The sequence below is a fragment of the Providencia sp. genome (assembly GCF_040396775.1).
Taxonomy (GTDB): domain Bacteria; phylum Pseudomonadota; class Gammaproteobacteria; order Enterobacterales; family Enterobacteriaceae; genus Providencia.
Window position 1 is genome coordinate 270,016 of sequence record NZ_JBEBNT010000003.1, and the last position, 18,614, is coordinate 288,629.

At 40.8% G+C, this 18,614-nt stretch carries 12 protein-coding genes, 1 tRNA gene and 1 pseudogene; 5 read left to right on the top strand and 9 right to left on the bottom strand.

From position 1 onward, the window contains the following. Positions 1–110: 110 nt before the first annotated feature. The 7 genes from ABWP91_RS05835 to flhD all read right to left on the bottom strand — a co-directional run bounded on the left by ABWP91_RS05835 (position 111) and on the right by flhD (position 7,418). Complete coding sequence (locus tag ABWP91_RS05835) at positions 111–1,796, bottom strand: methyl-accepting chemotaxis protein (protein ID WP_353242455.1); 1,686 nt, start codon at positions 1,794–1,796, stop codon at positions 111–113. Between the two features lie 103 nt (positions 1,797–1,899). After that, positions 1,900–2,397 (bottom strand): chemotaxis protein CheW, encoded by a 498-nt coding sequence (gene cheW / locus ABWP91_RS05840; RefSeq protein WP_004909833.1) that lies wholly within the window; start codon positions 2,395–2,397, stop codon positions 1,900–1,902. 16 nt (positions 2,398–2,413) lie between these two features. Next, positions 2,414–4,468, bottom strand: coding sequence for a chemotaxis protein CheA (gene cheA / locus ABWP91_RS05845; protein WP_353242456.1), 2,055 nt, complete (start codon positions 4,466–4,468; stop codon positions 2,414–2,416). A gap of 98 nt (positions 4,469–4,566) precedes the next feature. Continuing rightward, positions 4,567–5,490: a flagellar motor protein MotB gene (motB, locus tag ABWP91_RS05850; RefSeq protein ID WP_353242457.1), complete on the bottom strand. Its 924-nt coding sequence runs from the start codon at positions 5,488–5,490 to the stop codon at positions 4,567–4,569. A 7-nt stretch (positions 5,491–5,497) separates the two neighbouring features. Further along, positions 5,498–6,385, bottom strand: a complete 888-nt coding sequence (motA, locus tag ABWP91_RS05855; protein ID WP_353242458.1) for a flagellar motor stator protein MotA — start codon at positions 6,383–6,385, stop codon at positions 5,498–5,500. Between the two features lie 95 nt (positions 6,386–6,480). Continuing rightward, positions 6,481–7,071 (bottom strand): flagellar transcriptional regulator FlhC, encoded by a 591-nt coding sequence (gene flhC, locus ABWP91_RS05860; RefSeq protein ID WP_219249107.1) that lies wholly within the window; start codon positions 7,069–7,071, stop codon positions 6,481–6,483. Then, positions 7,068–7,418: a flagellar transcriptional regulator FlhD gene (gene flhD / locus ABWP91_RS05865; RefSeq protein ID WP_353242459.1), complete on the bottom strand. Its 351-nt coding sequence runs from the start codon at positions 7,416–7,418 to the stop codon at positions 7,068–7,070. The genes flhC and flhD overlap by 4 nt, the downstream gene beginning before the upstream one ends. A 1,640-nt stretch (positions 7,419–9,058) precedes the next feature. Between flhD and ABWP91_RS05870 the strand changes: the two genes are divergently transcribed. The 3 genes and pseudogenes from ABWP91_RS05870 to ABWP91_RS05880 form a co-directional block, all read left to right on the top strand. Continuing rightward, positions 9,059–9,502 carry a type II toxin-antitoxin system HicB family antitoxin gene (locus tag ABWP91_RS05870; RefSeq protein ID WP_353242460.1) on the top strand — a complete coding sequence of 148 codons (444 nt, stop codon included), beginning with the start codon at positions 9,059–9,061 and terminating at the stop codon, positions 9,500–9,502. A 366-nt stretch (positions 9,503–9,868) separates the two neighbouring features. Beyond that, positions 9,869–10,288 carry a bleomycin resistance protein gene (locus ABWP91_RS05875; protein WP_353242461.1) on the top strand — a complete coding sequence of 140 codons (420 nt, stop codon included), beginning with the start codon at positions 9,869–9,871 and terminating at the stop codon, positions 10,286–10,288. A gap of 132 nt (positions 10,289–10,420) precedes the next feature. Next, a pseudogene (locus ABWP91_RS05880) lies at positions 10,421–10,627 on the top strand (tyrosine-type recombinase/integrase); the annotation flags it as partial. Positions 10,628–10,674: 47 nt separating this feature from the next. On the opposite strand, the gene ABWP91_RS05885 reads toward ABWP91_RS05880, so the two are convergent. Beyond that, positions 10,675–10,750, bottom strand: a tRNA-Lys gene (locus ABWP91_RS05885). Positions 10,751–11,005: 255 nt separating this feature from the next. Here ABWP91_RS05885 and cycA point away from each other — a divergent pair. After that, on the top strand, positions 11,006–12,406 hold the full coding sequence (cycA, locus tag ABWP91_RS05890; protein WP_353242462.1) for a D-serine/D-alanine/glycine transporter: 1,401 nt from the start codon (positions 11,006–11,008) through the stop codon (positions 12,404–12,406). A 91-nt stretch (positions 12,407–12,497) separates the two neighbouring features. Here cycA and putP read toward each other — a convergent pair whose 3' ends face one another. Next, positions 12,498–13,982 carry a sodium/proline symporter PutP gene (gene putP, locus ABWP91_RS05895; protein ID WP_353242463.1) on the bottom strand — a complete coding sequence of 495 codons (1,485 nt, stop codon included), beginning with the start codon at positions 13,980–13,982 and terminating at the stop codon, positions 12,498–12,500. 498 nt (positions 13,983–14,480) lie between these two features. Here putP and putA point away from each other — a divergent pair, with 498 nt between their 5' ends. Then, complete coding sequence (putA, locus tag ABWP91_RS05900) at positions 14,481–18,464, top strand: trifunctional transcriptional regulator/proline dehydrogenase/L-glutamate gamma-semialdehyde dehydrogenase (RefSeq protein ID WP_353242464.1); 3,984 nt, start codon at positions 14,481–14,483, stop codon at positions 18,462–18,464. The last annotated feature ends 150 nt before the right edge of the window (positions 18,465–18,614 follow it).

Sequence of the window (18,614 nt, forward strand, 5' to 3'; positions counted from 1 at the left end):
TCCCCATTTGTGCCAGCTAAGAGAGCTGTTTGCTTAAAACATTGCTTGTTTTCTAATGCACAGAAACGCTGCAAAGCCTGAGCCTTGCAGCGTGAAACTATGCTTAATGCTTAGAAAGTTTCCCAGTTGTCATCATCTTTATGTTCCTTCGATGATAATTTTTTCAAATCCGGGGTTTTCACGATATTGGATACCGTTCTTGCCGCCGGTTTTGTATTGCGTATTTCACTTTGTTTTAACGGTGGTAGGCGGAAAATTGAGATAAGCTGTGACAGCTTAGCCACTTGCTCTTCTAATACATTCGCTGCCACTGCCGATTGTTCTACTAACGAGGCATTTTGTTGGGTCACTTTGTCCATTTCAGCGACGGCAATGCTGACTTGTGAAATGCCTTTGCTTTGCTCATCAGAAGCGGTAGCGATGTGCGTCATGATGTCAGTAACTCGCGTGACCGATTCCACAATTTTCGTCATCGTCTCACCCGCATCTTCTGCTTGGCGTGCACCCGTTCCCGTTCTTGAAACTGAGTCTTCAATCAACGTTTTGATTTCTTTCGCGGCATCTGCACTGCGTTGTGCTAGGTTACGCACTTCATCTGCCACGACAGCAAAACCACGACCATGCTCGCCTGCACGTGCTGCTTCAACTGCCGCATTCAGTGCTAAGATATTGGTTTGGAAAGCAATGCTGTCAATCACTGCGGTGATATCAGAGATTTTTTGTGAGCTATCAGCGATGTTCAACATGGTGCTCACCACGTTGGAAACCACTTTTCCACCCTCTTTTGCAATAACAGAAGCTTGGTTTGCATACTCGCTAGCTTGATGGGCGTAGTCTGTATTTTGCTTAACCGTTGCAGTTAATTCGCTCATACTGGCAGAAGTTTCTTCTAAACACGCCACTTGTTGCTCTGTACGTGAAGAAAGGTCGTTATTGCCTGCGGCAATTTCAGTGGTGCCTTGGTAAATTGTTTCACTGCCATCTAATACGCCGCGAACCGTGTTAATCAGCTCTTGTTGCATGTGCTGAACACCATTAGCTAACTCACCAATTTCGTTATTCGAGGCCATGGTAATAGAAGGCGTTAAGTCCCCCGACGCAAAAACTTTAATGCGTTCGTTTAATGCACCTAACGGCTCAATAATCCCTTTACGCACATAGCGATAACTAAAGAAACCAATAAAGGCGAGCAGAATCGATAACGTCACTAACATGTATAATGATTGGTGATAGTTATTGTCTGCATTAACAACTTCCCCTTGAAAATCCGCTGAAATATCAGCGAAATAAGCATTAAATTGCTCTTCGAACTTCATCTGATGCCCCGATGTTCTGTGGGCATAGAAACCTTCTAGGTCCCCTTTTTCAGCGAAGTCACTGAGCTTAATTAATGCATCACGGTAAGTTTCATAGGTGCTAAAAAGCTTTTCAAACTTGGCTTTATCATACTCCGAGCTTTGCATCAGCTTGTTGTAGCGAGCATAAGCATCATCCGCAGCTTTAAAGTTACGTTTTGCCGCTTTAATCAGGTCTTCCGTTGTCGAATCATCTTGAATTTTTCGACCGTCTAATAGGTAGGCGTTGATTGACCGATTTAAGTTGGCGCGGGCTTGTAGAAGGTTAACCCAGCTTTCTGTTAATACTTGTCTTTGGCGTTGTAGTGAATTTAAATAACTAATACTGTCGCTGTTATCGCCGAGTTTGGTGAACATTAACCCACTGGATACCAGTTGCAGTAAAATAAAGATAAAAATGACGGACAAAAGTCCTGATACGATTTTAATTCGACTGTACATGACGTTTTACTAACATTATTTGTTGTATTTTGGATATCGGTCATCCAACCAAAAACTTTAGTTAATGACTTATTATTATTTAAGCAATTATTTAAGCTGAGAATTACTCAGCCATACTGTCAATAAGCGCCATCTCGTCACTGGTCAGGAGCTTTTCAATGTCCACCAAAATGAGCATGCGGTCATTGAGCGTCCCTAAACCGGTAAGGTATTGGGTGGACAGTGTCACCGCAAAATCAGGAGGTGGTGCAATTTGCTCTTCATTAAGCACCAACACATCTGAAACACCATCAACCACAATACCAACTACGCGGTCTTTTAAATTCACCACAATCACGACGGTGTTATCGTTGTACACCACATTTTCATGGGAGAATTTCACCCGTAAATCGATAATTGGGATAATAACCCCGCGCAAATTCGTCACACCTTTAATAAAATCAGGCGTATTTGCGATGCGAGTGACTTGTTCGTAACCCCGAATTTCCTGCACTTTTAAGATTTCAATGCCGTACTCTTCTTCACCCAAGGTAAAAATGAGGTAACCTTCGCCGTTTTTTTCTTCTTCGTGTTTATTTAAATCATCATCTAACATAGACATGGTGTATGGCCTCTATTTAGTGCACGACAGGTTGGAAAACCTGCTGTTTCTTTTTGATCAAAATGCTGTTATTCATTTTTTGCAGCTCAGCCACATCTAAAATCAATGCAACAGAACCATCGCCCATAATCGTTGCGGCAGAAATACCCGGAATTTTGCGGTAGTTACTTTCGATATTTTTCACCACTACTTGTTGCTGCCCGACGAGTTTGTCCACCAGCAAAGCAAAACGGTGCCCCGCATTTTGAATAATTAGCACAATGCTGTTATCCAAATTGCGTTCAGCTTCTTCAATCGAGAAAACATGGTGTAGCTCGACTAACGGCAAGTATTCACCACGAACTAAAAGCATTTTTTCCTCACCAGCTAAGCGATAGATATCTTCTTGGCGGGGTTGTAAAGTACTGATGATGGCGCTTAAAGGAACGATAAAGACATCCTCCGCCACTTTGACTGACATCCCATCCAAAATGGCAAGGGTCAGCGGAAGCAAAATACGAATAATGGTGCCTTTTCCTTCGGTGAAACCGATTTGAATGCGGCCACCCATATCTTGAATATTTCGTTTCACCACATCCATGCCCACACCACGCCCCGAGACATCAGTCACGACTTCTGCGGTAGAAAAGCCCGGAGCCATAATCAGCATCGCCACTTCATCATTACTCATGGCATCATGCACATTCATCCCTTGGGAACGCGCTTTTGCCAAAATACGCTCGCGGTTTAGCCCTGCCCCGTCATCACGCACTTCAATACAAATATTGCCGCTTTGATGCGCGGCGGCGAGGGTCAGCGTCCCCGCTTCGGGTTTTCCATTTGCCACGCGAACATCTGGCTTTTCAATACCGTGATCTAAGCTATTACGAACAAGGTGGTTTAGCGGGTCGACAATGCGCTCAATCAGGCTCTTATCGAGTTCGGTTGAGCTACCTTCCACTTTCAGTTCGATTTTCTTACCTAGTTTCGAGGCAATATCACGCACCATGCGCGGGAAACGGCTAAAGACATAGTCCATTGGCATCATACGAATAGACATGACGGATTCTTGCAGGGCGCGCGAATTACGCTCTAATTGCACAATGGAACTGAGTAAGTCACTGTATTCATTTTGATCAACATGCTGGCTGTGCTGTGTCAGCATGGACTGGATAATCACTAACTCACCCACAAGGTTGATAAGCTGGTCAACTTTTTCCACCGCAACACGAATACTGCTGGAATCGCCTTTCGGTTTTGTTACCACAGGTTTTTTCGAAGGGCTCGCTGCCGCTGTAGGCTTAACCACTTCTTTTGGCACCACTATTTCCATTTCCTGGCTGGATTCGGCTTCACTTTCTTGCTCTACTTGTGGCGCAAACGCTTGGCAATCAGCAAAAGTGATAGCTTCTTGTGCAATTTGTGATTCATCCACCACAAAACACAGTACCCCGCAAACATCCTCAATATTGGTATTTGTACCTAACCATACTTGCAGGCTATTTGCCGCTTTTTCGGTATGATAGAGATGGCCGAATAGTTCGAGCTCATCGGCAAGTAGCCCTACTTCTGTTTCTTTAAGCTCACTTAATGTGATTTTAAAGTAATGTGAAAATTTGCCCTGAGCCTCAGCAGTTTGATCCTCAGTGACCTTGTCTTCGAGTTGTTCAACCGCGACAACAACAGGTTTTTCCGCAACAACTTCTTCTACATGGTTCTCAACACGCCCAAGCACTTCACAAATCCGTTTAAATGACGCCTCATCAGGTAACGAGTCATTTTTGTATGCATCGAGCTGAGACGCCATCACATCTTTGGTATCCAAAAATACATCTATGATGTCAGGTGTGAGCGTTAACTCATCGTGACGTGCCTTATCGAGCAAGTTTTCCAGTGTGTGCGTGGTGTTTTGCAACTGTGTGAAACCAAAGGTTGCAGCACCTCCTTTTATTGAGTGTGCACTGCGGAAAATGGCATTTAGCTGCTCGCTATCCGGGTCAAAAGGATCAAGCTCAAGTAAATGTTGTTCCATATCCCTGAGCAACTCGTCGGCTTCATCGAAAAATGTTTGATAAAACTCGGTAATATCCATGGTTTTTATCCAGTTTCGCTTAGGTTTCACTTAACGCTGACTGCCGGAAAATCCGGCAGGCAATAAAAATTCATAATTCACTTCTTCACAAACACAGCCTATTCATCGGCTTTTTTTTGTGTTTTCGCCGTTACCACATTTTCAGTGGTCATCTTCGTTGCCGGCTTACCCAATACGTCAGAAATCGGTTTTGCTCCGTCGTATTCACGTAAGATTTGTTTCGTTTCCTCATCATTGAGAACAATGATGCTGATCCGCCGGTTAATCGGCGCTAGGCCATTGTCTTTATCTAAATGAATCGCTGATGCCATACCAACCACGCGTAATACTTTGCTCTCATCCATACCCCCACGGATCAACTCGCGCCGCGAAGCATTTGCTCTGTCTGATGAAAGTTCCCAGTTACTGTAATTCGCCCCGTTGGCATAAGCTAAATCATCGGTATGGCCTGAAATGCTGATTCGGTTGGGTACATCATTAAGTAAAGGGGCAATGGCGCGTAAGATATCGCGCATGTAAGGTTCGACGATTGCAGAACCGACTTTAAACATCGGGCGGTTTTCACTATCCACAATTTGAATGCGTAAACCGTCATTAATCATGTCGATCAGTAAATGCGGCTTTAACTCATTTAAACGAGGGTCTTTTAAAATAGCCTGCTCAAGGGCTTCCTTAAGCTTTTCAAATCGATAACTAACATTACCGTCAATAATATTATTCGGTTCAGGCATCACGTCCCCTTCTCGGAAGATGGGATCTTTACCCCCACCCGGAATAGGGTTAGTGGCATCGCCACTTTTTGTTCCTGGGTTTATCGCTGTGCTAAGTGGGGTTCGAAAATACTCTGCGATTTGCGTGAGTTCTTGAGGACTTGAAATTGATATCAGCCACATCACCAAAAAGAATGCCATCATCGCAGTCATAAAATCGGCATAAGCAATTTTCCACGAACCGCCGTGACCACCTTGATGATGAGAGTTACGTTTTTTGACTCGAATAACATGAGGAGTATTGGCTGCCATCCTTGTGTTACTCCTCAGTGGTTTCTTGTGAGCGAGCACCCACTTTGACTTCGCGAACTTTGTCTTCCAGTTCAACGAATGACGGTCTATCCGCACTGAATAACACTTTACGGCCAAATTCCACGGCAATCTGTGGCGCATACCCTTGTAATGCGGATAAGAATGTCACTTTGATACATTCCATCATTTTTAATTGTTCACTGCTACGCAGTCGAATCAGTGCCGCCAATGGCAAAATAAAACCATAAGCGACTAAAATACCTAAAAATGTCCCAACCATCGCATGGGCAATTAACGCACCCAGTTCACCTGCAGGTCGGTCAGCTGATCCCAGCGCATTTACCACACCTAATACTGCCGCGACAATACCAAAAGCGGGCATCGAGTCACCAACCATATTTAAACCAGAGGCAGGCACTTCATTTTCTTGGCGAAATGTTTCTAATTCTTCATCCATTAAAGCTTCAATTTCATGGCTTTGTAAGTTACTGCTTACCATCAAACGCAAATAATCCACGATAAACATCATGGTTGAGGGATCTTTGAGGATACGGGGGTACTGAGAGAAAATTTCGCTTTCTTGAGGGTTTTCAATGTCTTTTTCTAATGCAAGTAACCCTTGCTGGCGAGATTTATTGAGTAACTGAAATAACAATGCCATCAAGTCCATTGACATCGTTTTGTTATAGGAAGAACGGCGGAAAAGTTTCGGTAATACTTTACATAAGGCGATGATGGATTTGCCACTGTTACCAACGACAAACGCCCCTAAACCAGCACCTAATATAATAACAAATTCAGCGGGTTGATATAGCGCGCCTAAATGGCCACCGACCATGAGATAACCGCCAATAACCGCTACTGTAACAATGATATACCCGATGAGTATTAACACAATATTCCCTTTCACTCCGTTGGTTAACAGATGGCAGTCAAAGGGAATATTAGGAGTAACAGGCAAAAATCTGCCTGTTGACCAAATCAATCCAATTACATTACCGCTTTAGTAATGCCATCCTGTCGATATAGCGTAATATCGGCGAGATGCTCGGAAAGTTTACGTTTTTTTATTGCCCGTGATGGTGGCTGGCACAAACTACACGTAAAACTATTTTCTGGAATGTGTGCATAAGTGATAAACGAGCCATGGCAGCAACTGCACTTTGAGCTTTGCAGCATGCCACTTTCAACAAAACGGACGAGTGTCCAAGCCCGAGTTAAGGCTAATAATGGTTCATCGCCTGGCTCTGGGATACATTGTTCGAGGTACAATCGGTAGGCTTTTAAGATGGCATCAACGCCTTGGCAGTGACCGCTTTGTAGTAAAAACTGATAAGCATTATAAAACATGGATGAATGAATATTCTGTTCCCATGTCATAAACCAATCTGTTGAAAACGGTAGCATGCCTTTTGGTGGGGGGCAGCCTCTCAGTTCTTTATATAAACGAACTAAACGACCACGACTAATTTGCGTTTCACTTTCTAGCATTTGAAGGCGAGCGCCTAAAGTGATTAATTCCATGGCTAAGCGAATATCATTCGCTTCTTGGACAATACTTTTTTCAGCTGCGGTACTCATCTTTTTCTCGCTATATCTGTGTCGCCTTGATTATGCGTTTGCAATAATCGGGTCGAAAGGAGGATACCTGTATGAATTTGTTGCAATTCATCAACCCTTGAGTCGCGGGTTAGCTTTTCAATGGTATCGCTGTTCTCAAATCTAAACTGACAGATTAGCTGGTTTGTTTCTGCCAATTTGACCAATTGAGGAAGCGTAAGGTCTGCTAAAGTAGTTGCCATTGCATCAGAGATACCTAGGCGAAACATCGCAGAGGCTTTCTCTTGGGAGATGAGTTTTTGGGCTAATAGCAAATATGAGAGGTTAATATCGTATATATGCTTCAGAAAATCTGTCGTCGAGCTCATTTTTTTTCCTTTCCGAATATTTATCAACATCTGTGTGCAAAAAGAACAAATATGAATTTTAAAGTTTTGTGTGGCTAAAAATCTTTATTAGTAAAATTAATTAAACTGGATAAATGTATTCCTTTACTTCCCATGTTGTCCGTTGATGAATACCCAGTTTGGAGTATAAAAACACAAATCTTCAAACTTAAATTAAATACATTTCCTGAATACCTACAAACAATAAAGAATGACTAAAAAGTTAGCACTTTCAGTAAAAGTCAGAATTTGCCGATGTCATTATTAGTCGCCAATTATTATGCACCACTAAATTAACTATTCAAGGTACTTATGTTTCTTTTTATCTCATTGGGATAATGATCCATTCATTCATTAAATAATCTTTATTATTTCCTTATCTTCTCCCTCCTTAACCTAAATATCCACAACACTTTAGTTTACCCTATCTAAAATGGCAGGATTTTAATCAAAGCTGTCACTCTTTACATGTGATTTGAAAGCAAAAAAAACCAACCACAACATCAAAATCAAAATATTGATCCAAATCAACATTTGATATTAAGAAACTCAGTCAACTATTATCAGTATCCCGTAATATCGGCAATTCAGGAATAAAACTTAATCATTAATTTTCAATAAGTTTAATCGAATCATTCCCCATCATTCAAAATTATTCAATCCTATCCACGCCATTTAAAGTTATTATTTTGTCATACATATAATATTTATCATTATAGATTTCATTAGAATAATTAAACTATGGTTATAATGCCGTCAAATTATAATATTAATAAAATTAATAAACTTAATAAAGTTAAGGAGTAATAAAAGAAATATTTAGCTTAAATATATATGTTAGATATTATTGGCTGTTTTATATTTTCAGTGATTTAATTGTTATTATTTTTTTAACGGCGATTTTTCAGTTAATTAAATTCTGTTTTTTTTATTCAGATATCTAAAAAATTATTTTTTTTAATAAAATGATCAACCTACAGTCTAACACTGCCCTGTGTAACCTTTGAAAAAATGAAAGTTTCAATTGAGAACATTCTGTTTCTCTTCACTGTTTCTACTCTCTTTATAATATTCAAAATAAGAATAGAATTAACGCTTAGCCTTATATTTTAATTTGTATTTTTACTTAATTCTTTTAACCCCTAAAGAGGTCGAATTAACAATATAGTGACCTATAGTTATCATAACGTATGATTACTATGTACTTTTATTTTAACAAATCTTGCGCTTTGCATATTTCACTTAAGTAAATTCGCTTATTAATCGGTATTGATGCGTATAAATGAATTGATTTTATTTAAAATAATTCAGTGAGCTTTTTGCATGTAAATTCAGCAAAATAATAAGTCACTACCATAGTAAAAAACTTATAAGAATTGCGAGGTTGTTCACATTTAATTTCTTTATTTCTGAATAATTTCCGAATAAAACTATGTTCTTATTGATATATTTATACTGCCCCGTTCACAAAATAGACATTTTTTAAAAGCCAAGGCCTAACCGCATCGTTTACTGACCAATGGATAAGTCCATTCTATCTTCTCGCCTCGTGGATTAGCCTGAAACTCTTCAATATTTGCTTTATACTTACTGTTTGTCGTTCTACTTAAGGAGAGAAGGCTGTGTTTACTTATTTCGCCAACGTTGATTTTGTTGAAGAGGAAGGTGCGTATGAAATTAATTTTTGTGATTTCCCTGACATTCAAGGTGTCACTTTTTGCAAAGAGGATGTTGAATTGGAGGCTGAAGAAGTTTTAATGGCAACATTGGCTGAGTTGATAACCTCGAGAAGACCAATTCCTGCTCCGTTAGCCGCCCAAAGTAATGAAAATACATTTCCTATTTATTTACCTATTTTAAGCTGTCTCAAGATTGCACTGCATAATGCTATCTTAGAAACTAAAACCTTACGCATTGATTTAGCAAGAAAAATGAACATTAATGCGCAACAAATAGAAAGATTGCTGGACATTCACTATGCATCAAAAATTGATGTGTTAGAACAAGCCTTATACTTACTGGGTTACAATACTCAAGTAACTGTTCAAAAAAGAATCTATTCTTAGCCCATTAAACATCAAGAAATACCAAACTTACTATTCTCATAGAATAAATATTCAGTTTTCTATTGCTGTTAATGCACATTAATTTATCTTATTTCTTATATTAACAGCTCATTTATAATTCGTTTATTTATTTGCTTATTATAAATATTTATTCAATTGGCAGTTAACGCTCATTTGATTTATTAATCCAATTTTGTAGTCTCAATTGACATTTTTTCAATTATACAATTATTTAACAAATTAATGCGTTGGAGCAAAGCATTACGTTGTTCAAAATGATCAATTGGGCTATCTGTATCCCGTAAATAATTGGCGTTTTTGTTCATTTATGTTAGAAATCAGTTTTCCGTCTATAAGCACATAAGCATGAACATAAGAAAAGAAATTTACTGGAACAAAATGGTTCCTGAACTCACTGTTACTGACTTTGCAATATCTAAACGGTTTTATGTTGATATCCTTGGATTTAGCATCATGAACGAGAGAAGTTCGCCTAAGTTTGTTTATCTTAGTCTTGGTGAAGTACAAATCATGCTAGAACAATACCAAGAAGATGGATGGAACACTGGTGAACTTATTTACCCTCTTGGACGTGGCGTAAATTTCCAAATAGAGGTTGATGATATAGAGCAAATTCTAAATAGACTTAATGAAAGCAATATCCCTCTATTTCAAGATATTCAAAGCAACGGCTATGAGGTAGGAGGTGTTAAAGCTTGCCAGAGGGAGTTTTTAGTGCAAGACCCTGACGGGTATCTCTTACGTTTTAATCAATATATAGGCTAGTCATATAAAAAGAACACTCGGTAACTGTAGGCCAAAACATCATCTGGTGTTCTTTACACATCATAGTTCTTCAAATTGAAGTATAACCTCGACAAAATAGACATACAGGAAAGGGTTATTTGGGTAATCTTTGAAAACTTAAGATTCCATGACCTACAGCACACTTGGGCGAGTTGGTTAGTTCAAGCAGGTGTAGCACTGTCAGTTCTTCAAGAAATGGGGGGATGGGAAAGTATTAAGATGGTTCTACAATATGTACACTTAGCGCCAGATCACCTCGCCGAACATGCTAAGCAAATCGATGCTGTTTTCAATGGCTGCGTCCCAAATACGTCCCAACTGGCATGTATCAGTAACGCAGCTAACACGCAACTCATTGAAAAACTTGGTGGGTTGTTGGGGGTTCGAACCCCAGACCGAGCGATTAAGAGTCGCCTACTCTGCCAACTGAGCTAACAACCCAATGCAAAATATTTAACGCCTATCAATTGCTACAGTCAATATTATTCTGCTATTTTTATTGTGCAAGTTAATTTTTAGTAGTGAATGTTAAATTAACGATAATGATAGATTGAATAAGCAGCACTTCGATTTCATCAAAGTAAGTTTTACTTACTCTAATTGAGATTTGTGTCACAATATTTTACGCAAACATAACCACACAAATAAAAAAATACTGTGGTCAATTATAACAAACTACGATGGACACTTTACAGTATGGAAGAAAATGCAACTTCAAACACGACTCAGCACGCTGCTGATCGTAATCAGCTAAAACGAAGCCTTAGTAACCGCCACATTCAATTAATTGCAATTGGCGGCGCAATTGGAACTGGTTTATTCATGGGATCAGGAAAAACCATATCTCTTGCAGGGCCATCAATCATATTCGTCTACATGATAATTGGCTTTGTGCTATTTTTCGTCATGCGTGCGATGGGTGAGCTCCTACTCTCTAATCTTGACTATAAATCCTTCAGCGATTTTTCTGCTGACCTTATCGGGCCATGGGCAGGTTTTTTCGTTGGTTGGACCTACTGGTTTTGTTGGGTGATCACCGGCATAGCCGATATTATTGCAATAACCTCGTATATTAGCTTTTGGGTGCCAGACTTCCCAGAATGGGTCACTTCATTTATATGTGTGATTACCTTACTTACACTCAATTTAGTCTCTGTTAAGCTTTTTGGTGAGCTTGAGTTTTGGTTTGCGATGATAAAAATTGTTGCCATCATTGCCTTAATCGCTGTTGGTGGCACACTTATCGCGATGAATTTTCAATCACCAACAGGCCATACGGCATCATTGAGTAATATATGGAATGATGGTGGGATGTTCCCGATGGGGATAAGTGGCTTCTTTGCTGGCTTCCAAATCGCGATATTTGCCTTTGTTGGGATTGAATTAGTCGGTACTGCCGCCGCTGAAACACGAGATCCTGAGAAATCACTACCAAAAGCCATCAATGCAATCCCAATTCGTATCATTGCTTTTTATGTTTTATCACTCATTGTGATTATGGCCGTAACACCTTGGCGTACCATTTTGGCCGATAAAAGTCCATTCGTTGAAATGTTTGTGCTGATCAGCCTACCTGCCGCAGCTAGTATCGTTAACTTTGTAGTCCTGACTTCAGCGGCTTCTTCTGCGAATAGTGGTGTATTTTCCACCAGCCGGATGTTATTTGGCTTATCTAAAGAAGGTGATGCACCGAAAAAATTTAGCCAATTATCGAAAAAAGCAGTGCCTGCAACAGGGTTAATTTTCACCTGTATCTGCCTGAGTTTTGGTATTGTGCTTATCTATTTTATTCCTGATATCATGCATGCGTTCACCTTAGTGACCACGGTATCCGCTATTTTGTTCATGTTTATTTGGAGCATGATTTTATACAGTTACCTTAACTTCCGCCGTAAACGCCCAGAAATGCACAAAGCCTCCCATTATAAGATGCCAGCAGGGATTATTATGTCTTGGGTAAGTTTGGTATTCTTCGCATTTATGATTGTCTTGCTCGCATTCCAACACGATACACGGCAAGCGCTTATCGCAACGCCAATTTGGTTTGTCGTCCTCTTTATTGGCTACCAAATTGTGAAGCGCCGTAAAACCAGCTAAGCCCTTTAAGTACTGTAGCAATAAAAAGGCCGAACTGTTAAAAACAGGTTCGGCCTTTTTATTAATTTATCTAGTCACACAATAACTAGCATTAGTTCGCTTTATATTCCGCTTCCGCTTGCTCAAAACGTTCTTGAGCCTCAGCACTTGGTGCTTTAGTGATTAAACTCACCACAACAATCGCGATAGTTGCAAAAATAAAACCAGGAATAATTTCGTATAGTGCAAACCATTTATATTGCATCCAAACTAAAACCGTTATCGCCCCTACCAACATCCCCGCGAGTGCGCCTGTACGAGTCATCCGTTTCCAAAGGACAGACATCAACACAACTGGACCAAACGCGGCACCAAAGCCTGCCCAAGCATTACTCACTAACCCTAATACTTTATTATTTGGGTCACGAGCGATATAGATAGCAATGGCTGCCACAAGCAGTACCATAAAACGCCCGACCCAAACTAACTCTTTTTGGCTCGCTGTTTTACGAATAAATGGCTTGTAGAGATCTTCAGTCAATGCACTTGCGCACACTAATAATTGGCAACTTAAGGTACTCATTACCGCTGCTAAAATCGCAGAAAGCAATATACCCGCTATCCATGGGTTAAATAATATCGCCGCTAATTCCATGAATATACGTTCATTATTTTGAGTTACAGCACCTGCCACACTCGGGTTCATTTCGAAATAACCGATCCCAAAGAAGCCTACTGCAATCGTACCGCCTAAACAGAGAACCATCCACGTCATACTAATACGTCTTGCTGAGTGGATTGTTTTGTGTGAATCTGCCGCCATAAAACGCGCTAGAATATGCGGTTGCCCAAAATAACCTAACCCCCAGCCCAATAATGAGAGTATCGCAATAAAGTTCATACCCTTGAACATATCAAGGTATTCAGGGTTTTTTGCTTTAATCACTTCGATTGAGGTATCTACGCCGCCCATAGATAAAATAACGACAACGGGTGTCAGTATCAGGGCAAAAATCATTAACGAAGCCTGAACAGTATCTGTCCAACTTACCGCTAAAAAGCCCCCTAAGAAGGTATAGGCAATTGTTGCTAATGCCCCTAACCACATCGCTTTTTCGTAGCTAATATGGAATGTACTTTCGAACAATAAGCCACCTGCAACAACACCTGATGCACAATAAATGGTGAAGAACACTAAGATAACAATGGCAGAAATAATCCGTAAAATTTTACTGTTGTCTTCAAAGCGACTGGTAAAATAGTCTGGTAACGTCAAAGCATTATTATTTTTTTCTGTTTGCAAACGTAGGCGACCTGCTACGAATAACCAGTTAAAATAAGCCCCTAAGGTTAGCCCTATTGCGATCCAGCTTTCAGAGATCCCTGCAATAAAAATAGCCCCTGGAAGCCCCATTAATAACCAGCCACTCATATCTGATGCGCCTGCAGATAATGCAGTTACGACGCTGCCTAAACTTCGTCCTCCGAGAATATAATCATCAAAGTTTTTTGTTGAGCGATAGGCTAAATAGCCAATTAATAACATGCCAGTAATGTATACGATGAACGTGACGATCATCGGAGTGCTTACAGTCATTTATATTCTCCATTGAGTAGCTTATTAATTTAGTTATCTTTATATGAATTACTGTTGATAACTTGTAACTTCATGGTGTTGCACTTTATTGCACATCGTTAATTTATCTTCGTGCACACCAAATAGGTTGTGATTGTTCGCGTTGCACTAATTTAACATCTTAGTGACCCCATCCTAGTCAGACTCATATTAAATTAACAAGAAATTAACTATTTTTTATTCAATAAATAGAATCCATATCACAAATGTTAAAATTTTAAGTCAAATTACTAAATGATCGTTTAATTAATTCCTTAATAATGGAGTGGTTATAATCATATGAAAAATATACAAAATTAATAACTATTGATTTTATGCATTCGAATCCCTCTCAAAAAGTTCGACATGTTTCACATTTCCCTCAGAAACCTTGATTAACAATGTTGCACAAAGTTGCAACATTAAGATAATGTTGTGTAACTTTTCGATTATGACGACCTGTCAACTAGAGGAATTAAGATGAGTAGCACGACAACTATGGGTGTGAGACTTGATGAAGCAACTCGTGAACGCATTAAAAATGCCGCTCAACGTCTAGACCGCACATCGCATTGGCTTATCAAACAAGCTATTTATAATTACCTAGAACAACTCGACAATAACCAAATCATTCCTGAGTTATCTGTCGGTATCGATGCAAAAGAAAATCAAGCTGGGGAAGAAGACACCACTGTCGAGTCCAACTACCAGCCTTTCTTAGATTTTGCGGAGCACATTTTACCACAATCTGTAAAACGCTCTTCGATTACTTCTGCATATCGCATGCCAGAAACCCAAGCAGTACCGATGTTATTGCAACAGGCGAAACTCCCTGCTGATCAAGCTGAAGCGGCACATAAACTGGCCTATTCCATTGCAGAAAAATTACGTAACCAAAAAAATGGTGTGGGACGTTCCGGTTTAGTACAAGGACTGTTGCAAGAATTTTCACTTTCATCTCAAGAAGGTGTTGCATTGATGTGTTTAGCAGAGGCCTTATTGCGTATCCCTGATAAAGCTACTCGTGATGCATTGATTCGTGACAAAATCAGTAACGGAAATTGGCAATCTCACCTTGGGCAAAGTAGTTCGATGTTCGTTAATGCCGCAACGTGGGGCTTATTATTTACAGGTAAGTTAGTCTCAACGCATAATGAAGCTAAACTATCGACCTCACTAAACCGTATCATCAGTAAAAGCGGCGAACCCCTTGTACGTAAAGGCGTAGACATGGCGATGCGCCTAATGGGTGAGCAATTTGTAACAGGCGAAACTATTTCCCAAGCCTTAGCAAACGCGCGTAAGTTAGAAGACAAAGGCTTCCGCTACTCCTATGACATGTTGGGGGAAGCGGCACTAACAGAAAAAGATGCCCAAGATTATATGGTATCTTACCAGCAAGCTATTCACGCCATTGGCAAAGCCTCAAATGGCCGCGGAATTTATGAAGGCCCCGGCATTTCGATTAAATTATCCGCGCTACACCCTCGCTACAGCCGCGCACAATATTCCCGAGTCATGGATGAGCTCTATCCGCGTTTACTGTCTCTCGTTTTACAAGCTCATCAATACGATGTCGGTATTAATATTGATGCAGAAGAAGCTGACCGATTAGAAATTTCGTTAGATTTACTCGAAAAACTGTGCTTTGAACCACAGCTTGCGGGGTGGAATGGGATCGGTTTTGTTATTCAAGCCTACCAAAAACGCTGCCCATTTGTGATTGACTCAATTATCAATTTAGCAGAACGTAGCCAGCGTCGTTTAATGATCCGTCTGGTTAAAGGCGCGTATTGGGACAGCGAGATTAAGCGCGCACAAATTGATGGATTAGAGTGTTACCCAGTCTATACCCGCAAGGTGTATACCGATGTTTCATACATTGCTTGCGCTCGCAAATTATTATCTGTACCAAACTTAATTTACCCTCAATTTGCAACGCATAACGCACATACACTCTCTGCTATCTACCAAATTGCAGGTAAAAATTACTACCCTGGCCAGTATGAGTTCCAATGCTTGCATGGGATGGGCGAACCTTTATATGAACAAGTGGTCGGGAAAGTCGCGGATGGTAAACTTAATCGCCCATGCCGTATCTATGCCCCTGTTGGTACCCATGAAACGTTATTAGCCTATTTAGTTCGTCGTTTATTAGAAAATGGGGCGAATACTTCCTTTGTTAACCGTATTGCAGATGCCACTATTCCGTTAGATGAGCTCGTCGCTGATCCGGTAAAAGATGTCCTTGAATTGTCTAAAACAGAAGGCCAAATCGGTTTACCGCATCCGAAGATCCCTCTACCGCGTGATTTATATGGTAATGAACGTGTTAACTCTATGGGCCTCGATTTATCGAATGAGCACCGTTTAGCCTCTTTATCAAGTGCACTACTCAGTGCAGCTATCCAACCTAAACTGGCTGAACCTTTATTAGGCGGCGAATTCTCAACGAAAGATAAGCAGCCAGAAGCTCAAGCAATACTGAACCCTGCTTGCCATAAAGATATTGTGGGTCATGTGCGTGAAACAACAGAGCAAGAAGCCGATCATGCATTAAATATTGCTAATGACGCAGGCACAATTTGGTTTGCGACCCCACCATCAGAGCGCGCCGCGATTTTATTACGCGCTGCTGATCTTATGGAGCAACAGCTGCAACCATTGCTTGATGTGTTAGTGCGTGAAGCAGGTAAAACCTACGCCAATGCGATTGCAGAAGTCCGTGAAGCGGTAGATTTCTTGAATTATTATGCGACGCAAGTCAAACATGACTTTGATAATAATACCCATCGCCCATTAGGCCCTGTGGTGTGTATTAGCCCATGGAACTTCCCACTTGCCATTTTCTCAGGGCAAATTGCGGCTGCCTTAGCGGCAGGAAATACCGTGTTAGCAAAACCTGCTGAACAAACACCACTTGTCGGTGCCATCGCTGTCTCTATCCTTCACCAAGCAGGTATTCCGCGTGATGTATTGCAATTTTTACCGGGTAAAGGGGAAACTATCGGTGCCCAATTAGTCGGTGACAAACGAGTTCGTGGTGTCATGTTTACTGGTTCAACGGAAGTTGCAGGCTTATTACAACGTAATATTGCTGGTCGTTTAGATGCTCAAGGTCGCCCTACCCCGTTAATCGCAGAAACTGGTGGGTTAAACGCCATGATTGTCGATTCTTCCGCATTAACGGAGCAAGTTGTCACCGATGTGGTTGCTTCCGCATTTGATAGTGCGGGCCAACGCTGCTCTGCATTACGCATTCTTTGTGTTCAAGACGATGTTGCCGATAGAACTATTCGTATGTTGAAAGGTGCGATGGAAGAATGCCGTATGGGCAACCCAGAGCACCTATCCACAGATATTGGTCCAGTGATTGACCGAGAAGCAAAAGACAATATAGATCAACATATTCAACAAATGCGCAGTAAAGGCAAAACCATTTTCCAAGCAGCATTTGACAATAACGATGATGCGAAAGAGCAACAAGAAGGAACTTATGTTAAGCCAACCTTAATTGAGTTGGACAACATCAGTGAGCTGAAAAAAGAGATTTTCGGCCCTGTTCTTCATGTGGTTCGTTTCAAACGTGATGAGCTGGATGCACTGGTTAATCAAATCAATGCAGCGGGTTATGGCCTAACGTTAGGTGTTCATACCCGTATTGATGAAACCATCAACCAAGTCGTCAGCAAAGCCAAAGTCGGTAACTTATATGTTAACCGCAATATGGTTGGCGCGGTGGTTGGCGTGCAACCATTTGGTGGTGAAGGATTATCAGGAACTGGACCAAAAGCGGGTGGCCCGTTATATCTCTACCGTTTATTAAGTGAGCGTCCAGAAAATGCGGTAACAAATACACTTGCGCGCCAAGATGAACACTTACCGATGGATGCCAGCGCACGAGTCGAGTTACTTACTCCTTTTGATGCCTTTGTTGCATGGGTAGAAAAACAGCAAGCACCAATTACGCAATCAGTGCTCGAACAATTTACGCGTTATACCCAAGCTGGTACAACACGTCTTTTACCGGGCCCTACTGGCGAGAAAAACACCTATACATTACGCCCTCGTGGACTGATATTATGTATTAGTGATAATGAAAAAGATTGCTTAATTCAGCTTGCCGGGGTTCTGGCTGCGGGTTGCCAGTCGCTTTGGCCTGATAGTGAAACTCACCAGAAGCTATTCAAACTGCTTCCTGAGAAAGTGCGCAAAACTATCTCTATCACCAAACAGTGGCAGGAGTCTAAAGAGCCAATCGAAGGGGTGATTTACCATGGGGATAGCGATCAGCTAAAAGAGGTTTGTGCGATTATCGCTGAACGTAAAGGGCCAATTATCTCCGTTCAAGGCTTTGAACGTGGTGAGTCCAACTTGTTAATAGAACGCCTTGTTCACGAACGTTCATTAAGTGTTAATACAGCCGCAGCAGGCGGTAACGCAAGCTTGATGACCATCGGTTAACATACTGTAAGGCCTGACTTCATTAATCATTGAAGTCAGGCTTTTTGCTTTTTCATTCAGTGATAATCTTTATTTTAAACTGCTAAAAACGCAAAAGGTGCCCAGAGGACACCAATTTATTAATCAATAGATATTAAGTAACGATAAAAC